5 protein-coding genes are annotated in these 5124 nt (G+C 37.5%); 3 read left to right on the forward strand and 2 right to left on the reverse strand.

Features of this window, described 5'->3' with window-relative positions; all coding sequences use genetic code 11:
* Window positions 1-363: 363 nt before the first annotated feature.
* Entirely contained in the window at window positions 364-1122 is a 759-nt protein-coding gene (locus CUN59_RS13810; protein ID WP_104388386.1) for a TIGR00297 family protein, read from the forward strand.
* 340 nt (window positions 1123-1462) lie between these two features.
* On the opposite strand, the gene CUN59_RS13815 is transcribed toward CUN59_RS13810, so the two are convergent.
* Both CUN59_RS13815 and CUN59_RS21470 read right to left on the reverse strand, forming a co-directional pair.
* Window positions 1463-2431, reverse strand: a complete 969-nt coding sequence (locus CUN59_RS13815) for an ROK family protein (RefSeq protein WP_104388387.1) — start codon at window positions 2429-2431, stop codon at window positions 1463-1465.
* Between the two features lie 221 nt (window positions 2432-2652).
* Window positions 2653-2814: a hypothetical protein gene (locus tag CUN59_RS21470; protein WP_165790204.1), complete on the reverse strand. Its 162-nt coding sequence runs from the start codon at window positions 2812-2814 to the stop codon at window positions 2653-2655.
* Between the two features lie 54 nt (window positions 2815-2868).
* Between CUN59_RS21470 and CUN59_RS13820 the strand changes: the two genes are divergently transcribed.
* Entirely contained in the window at window positions 2869-3822 is a 954-nt protein-coding gene (locus CUN59_RS13820; protein ID WP_104388388.1) for a ferredoxin family protein, read from the forward strand.
* 190 nt (window positions 3823-4012) lie between these two features.
* Window positions 4013-4798 carry an HAD family hydrolase gene (locus CUN59_RS13825; RefSeq protein ID WP_104388389.1) on the forward strand — a complete coding sequence of 262 codons (786 nt, stop codon included), beginning with the start codon at window positions 4013-4015 and terminating at the stop codon, window positions 4796-4798.
* Window positions 4799-5124: the final 326 nt, after the last annotated feature.

Below are 5124 nucleotides of genomic sequence, written 5' to 3' on the forward strand. Positions count from 1 at the left end.
CTTACGCAAAACATCACGAAAGTAGGGGTAATTCATGAATTACCCCTACGAAAGAATCAGGTTTTTGATTCCTTTGTGCGTAAGTCCTATTAAATACTAAATTTGGAACGTGAGTAAAAGCAGTCATCAATACCTATCTGAAATTGAGTAAGCGATCGCTGATCCTGGAGGGTGTGTTGGTATAAGTCCTAAGCCCTATGATCAAATAACCATAAGGTAAATCCTGAATAGTTCACGTTTATCTCCAGTAGTAGAGACGTTCTGCAGGAACGTCTCTACAAGAATCAGTTTTATAATCAATGAAAGAGGATAAAATTCATAACATTAGCATAAAAACCTGAAAATACTCATAATTTATCACAGATGTTATCTTTAATAGATTCTATTAATCCCTGGTTAATGGGAGTAGGCTTAAATGCAATTTTACTGGGAATAGTCGCAATTATTCCCAAAAAATTGCTCACACACGCAGGTATACTTAATGCTGGATTATTAGGAATAATCATTTGGGGAACACTAGGTTGGCAAGGGTATCTAGTGGTAGTGTTTTATTTCATTGTCGGTTCTGGAGTAACGCGCATTGGTATGGCAGAAAAAGAAGCCGCCGGAATTGCAGAAAAACGTGCCGGTGCAAGAGGTCCAGAAAACGTTTGGGGTTCAGCTTTGATAGCAGCTTTATGCGCCTTGGGAGTATGGTTTTTACCTGATTTTAAATATTTACTATGTTTGGGTTATGTTGCCAGTTTTAGCACTAAACTTTCTGATACTACTGCCAGTGAAGTGGGTAAAGCTTATGGTAAAAGTACCTTTTTAATTACCACATTGCAACCAGTTCCTAGAGGTACAGAAGGGGCGGTAAGTTTAGAAGGAACATTAGCTGGTATGGTAGCATCAATAGCGATCGCTGTCATTGGTTGGGCAGTAAATTTAATTAATCCTCCCGGTATTATTTGGAGTATCATCGCCGCATTCATCGCCACAAATTTAGAAAGTGTTATTGGTGCAACTTTGCAATCTAAATATACTTGGCTAACCAATGAAGTTGTGAATATTTTTAATACTTTTATTGGTGCAAGTGTAGCTATTATAATAGGGTTAATTTACCAAAGTGTCTTTGTTTAATTGTTAGCGGGACTTAAACACTTTTGAGGAAGAAATAAGCCTCAAATCCTGCTGGGGTAAGGGAAATACATTAAATACCCAAAAACGCCTCTAACCCAGATATAACAACAAACCAATCAAAACGATGTCAAACCCCTTTAGGATATACGTTTGAGGATATTTTAAAAGTGTTTTTTGCCTAAGTCCCGTTAATCCCAAAAATCTTTTTTTAAACCTAACCACAGAGAAAAGATCAGAACAAATTATTAACTGAACTGTATTGTTTAATAATCAAGAATTAAGGAGTCAGGAGTGAGTATTAAATGTGTAAGTTAAATTTGTTTATCTACCTACAAATTCATTAGTCCAACACATTTAAACCCAAAGCGACTGCTCCCCACAAGGGTGCGTCATCACCTAACAAGGCGCGAACAATTTCAAAATTTACCTCTGGTAATGCGGTTTCTCTCGCTACTTTTCGTACCACAGTCCAGAAATTATCACCAGCTTTGGTGACACCACCACCTAAAACAAAGCGTTGGGGGTTCATGAGGTTGGCTACATTGCCAATACCTACTCCCAATGCCCACGCGCCTCTGTATAATACTTCTTGTGCTATTTCATCGCCATAGTCGGCGGCCGTACTGACTACTTTGCCTGTGATTAAGCTAAGATCACTACCTGTTAAATATCTCAGTATATCACCTCTGACCTTACCATCGTTGCTGGGTAGTTCATTTTCCAACATTTCACGGGCATTTTGCGCCATATAGGGGCCAGAAGCAAAACGTTCTACACAGCCCCGTTTTCCACATAAGCATAATGGACCCCTGGGGTCTACTACTATATGGCCAATTTCTCCCGCCATGCCTAATGCACCGCGCCAAGGTTTACCATCGAGTATCCAGCCTCCACCTACACCAGTACTAATGGTAATATAAAAGAGACTATCATATCCCTGTCCAGCTCCAAAACGATATTCTCCCACAGCCGCAACGTTAGCATCATTATCTATGCTTACAGGTGCTTGATAATCTTCTTCTAATATTTGTTTGAGGGGAACATTTTCCCACCCAGGAACGTGGTGAGATAGACGGACTAAACCTGTAGTTGCATCTACTGGACCACCAAAGCTGACACCGATGGCATCTGGTTTTTTTCCTTTTAATACGGTATCAAGTAGCGATCGCATAATTTCTAAATCATCCAAAGCGTCCCCATTGTTCGGCGAAAAGCGTGAATCATGATTTAACCACTCTTGTTCACCCGCTTTAACTGTTGCCGCCGCCAATTTCGTACCGCCAAAATCTAGAGCTAAAATTAATGTCATATAATTTAAAATAGAAAATTTACGCAACTACTATCAACCATTTACCATTATTACTTCATAATTATTTCCAGGAGGTTCATTGTCAACCATCCATCACTTCCCTTCGGGTAAGTGAGGGCTTGTAAAAGCCTAGTTGATCAAACTTAGTTCTTGACCGAACTACGTTAGAGGTAAGAGTTAAAGACCTACTGTAGCTAGTTCCCTGCTCTAGAACTTAAAAGTTAAACAGGCTTAAGGGTTAAACCAGTGCTTTTAAGATAGTTACCGATCTCTAACATTGTCGCAGCTAACATTACCCCAGAAATGGGAGGCTCTTCGGAGCAAAATATTATGTTCAAAGTATTTGTTTTAGACACTGAAAAAGTTTCAATATCTGGAGTCATATACTTTTAATTCCTAAACATTTTTCCCAAAAACCTCTAGTTGAGTTACGATAAATGAACAGATTTTTTTGTGCTGACAATTCACGAGAAAAACAGGAAGAAATCATTGGTACTGCCACCAACTACCAAACATATATTCTTGTAGAATGTCCAACTCCCTGGGTTTATGAAGCGTTTAATTCTAAATGGGTTCCAGACAACTTGCGGATGTTAGTAGAAAATATTAATCGTGCTAAATTACCAATTCGGTTTTTATTAATTGCCAATAATGAATCCCATAGAAAGGAAGAAAAAACTTTATTAATTTATCAACAGCAAGAGGGATTAAGTAATGGGTATCGTCAGCAAGAATTTAAGCTACCAAATATCGAACAAGTAGCAGGAGTTGTGGATAAATGGTTAGCAGGTGTGAGTGTTGATTATGAAATAGAATCTCATATTACCAGAGATATATTAATATGTACCCATGGTGGTCATGATCAATGCTGTGCTAGATATGGTAACCCCTTTTATTTTCACTCCCAAAATGCGATCGCTGATTTACAATTAAATCATGTCCGAATTTGGCGGTCAAGTCACTTTGGTGGCCACAGATTTGCACCTACCGCCATAGATTTTCCCCACGGTAGATATTATGGAGTTTTGGATCAAGATACTTTTAAATCAGTTCTTACCCATACAGGTGATATTCAATGTTTGAATAAAATTTATCGTGGTTGGGGAATATTACCCACTCCCCTACAAATTTTAGAAAAAGAACTGATGCTGGGCTTAGGATGGGATTGGTTTAATTACCAAGTAACAGGTAAAATTCTCGAAAAAAGTTTAGATAATCAGACAATTTTGGGTGAGTTAAGTTTTGAACAACCCACAGGAAATCTCTGTACATATCAAGCAAAAGTTGTCAAAAATGATCTGAAAACACAACCATTAAAAGTTTCTTGTCATACTGAACAAGAGACAGTATGTTTAAAATATGCAGTTTCTCATCTTTGGCTTGTAAGTTAAAAAGTAGCAACTTATAGTTAATATAGCAGGGCTAAATCTATCATTTAGTAATGAAAGAAGTCGGGGATCTGGATATGAATGAGTGCCATATCTGAATACTTACGAATTGATATTACAATTGGATCATAATCGCACACAAATTAATTCCTATTTCAGTTAAGCTAAAAAAGCAGTTTTTATCCTCAAAACAATGACAGCAAATAGTCCCACGATTTTGGCCTTAGACTTTGATGGAGTGATTTGCGACGGACTAATTGAATATTTTGAGGTAGCATGGCGTACCTATTGCCAAATTTGGTATCAAACTAACGATAAACCACCAGATGATTTAGCTTTAAGATTCTATCGTTTACGGCCTGTAATTGAAACTGGTTGGGAAATGCCTATTTTAATTAAAGCTTTAATTGAGGGTTTTTCCGATGAGAAAATTCTGCAATTATGGACAAATATTACTCCACAAATTTTAGCAGAAAATCACCTAGAAGCCAAAACAGTTTCTACACAATTAGATCATTTACGCGATGAATGGATCAAAACCGATTTAGACGGTTGGTTAAGTTTGCATAAATTCTATCCTGGTGTCATTGAAAGACTAAAAATAACTCTAGAAAGTTCAACTCAGTTATATATTGTCACCACCAAAGAAGGGCGATTTGTTCAGCAATTGTTACAACGAGAAGGCGTTAATTTACCACCAGAAATGATTTTTGGCAAAGAAGTAAAACGCCCTAAATATGAAACACTGCGGCAATTAATTGACAAGGCAAATACCCAACCCGTGAGTTTATGGTTTATGGAAGATAGACTGAAAACTTTGCAGTTAGTTCAACAGCAATCTGATTTAGATCATGTCAAACTTTTCCTAGCTGATTGGGGTTATAATACTCAACCAGAACGGGAAGCTGGCAAAAATGATCCGCGTATTCAACTTATATCACTCTCTCATTTTGTTCAAGATTTTTCCACTTGGTTATAGTTTTATAGACGTTCCACTGGAAATTTACCACCAACGCATTTCTAAAAAAGTTGTCTGTGAGGAGAGGGAACTCTTAACTGGGAACTCTTAACTGGGAACAGTTTCAACTATCTGGATATCCTCAATTTCTCATATCCGACTCGACTCGAATCGACCCGACAAGGAAAAATGCAACTGTTTTGAGACTCTATTTGCCAAAATCTTGCACTTACTTGTTCTTAAAATCCGCGAAACCCCTATTAATAAACGGTTATAGCTTTATTCAGCAAACCCTAATTACCAATTACCAATTACCAATTACCAATTACCAATTACCAATTTATGTA

This window comes from Cuspidothrix issatschenkoi CHARLIE-1 (assembly GCF_002934005.1).
GTDB classification, from domain to species: Bacteria; Cyanobacteriota; Cyanobacteriia; order Cyanobacteriales; family Nostocaceae; genus Cuspidothrix; species Cuspidothrix issatschenkoi.

Coding starts and splice junctions, on each gene's coding strand:
- CUN59_RS13810 (WP_104388386.1), top strand. CDS start 364: ATGTTATCTTTAATAGATTCTATTAATCCCTGGTTAATGGGAGTAGGC.
- CUN59_RS21470 (WP_165790204.1), bottom strand. CDS start 2,814: ATGACTCCAGATATTGAAACTTTTTCAGTGTCTAAAACAAATACTTTG.
- CUN59_RS13815 (WP_104388387.1), bottom strand. CDS start 2,431: ATGACATTAATTTTAGCTCTAGATTTTGGCGGTACGAAATTGGCGGCG.
- CUN59_RS13820 (WP_104388388.1), top strand. CDS start 2,869: ATGAACAGATTTTTTTGTGCTGACAATTCACGAGAAAAACAGGAAGAA.
- CUN59_RS13825 (WP_104388389.1), top strand. CDS start 4,013: ATGACAGCAAATAGTCCCACGATTTTGGCCTTAGACTTTGATGGAGTG.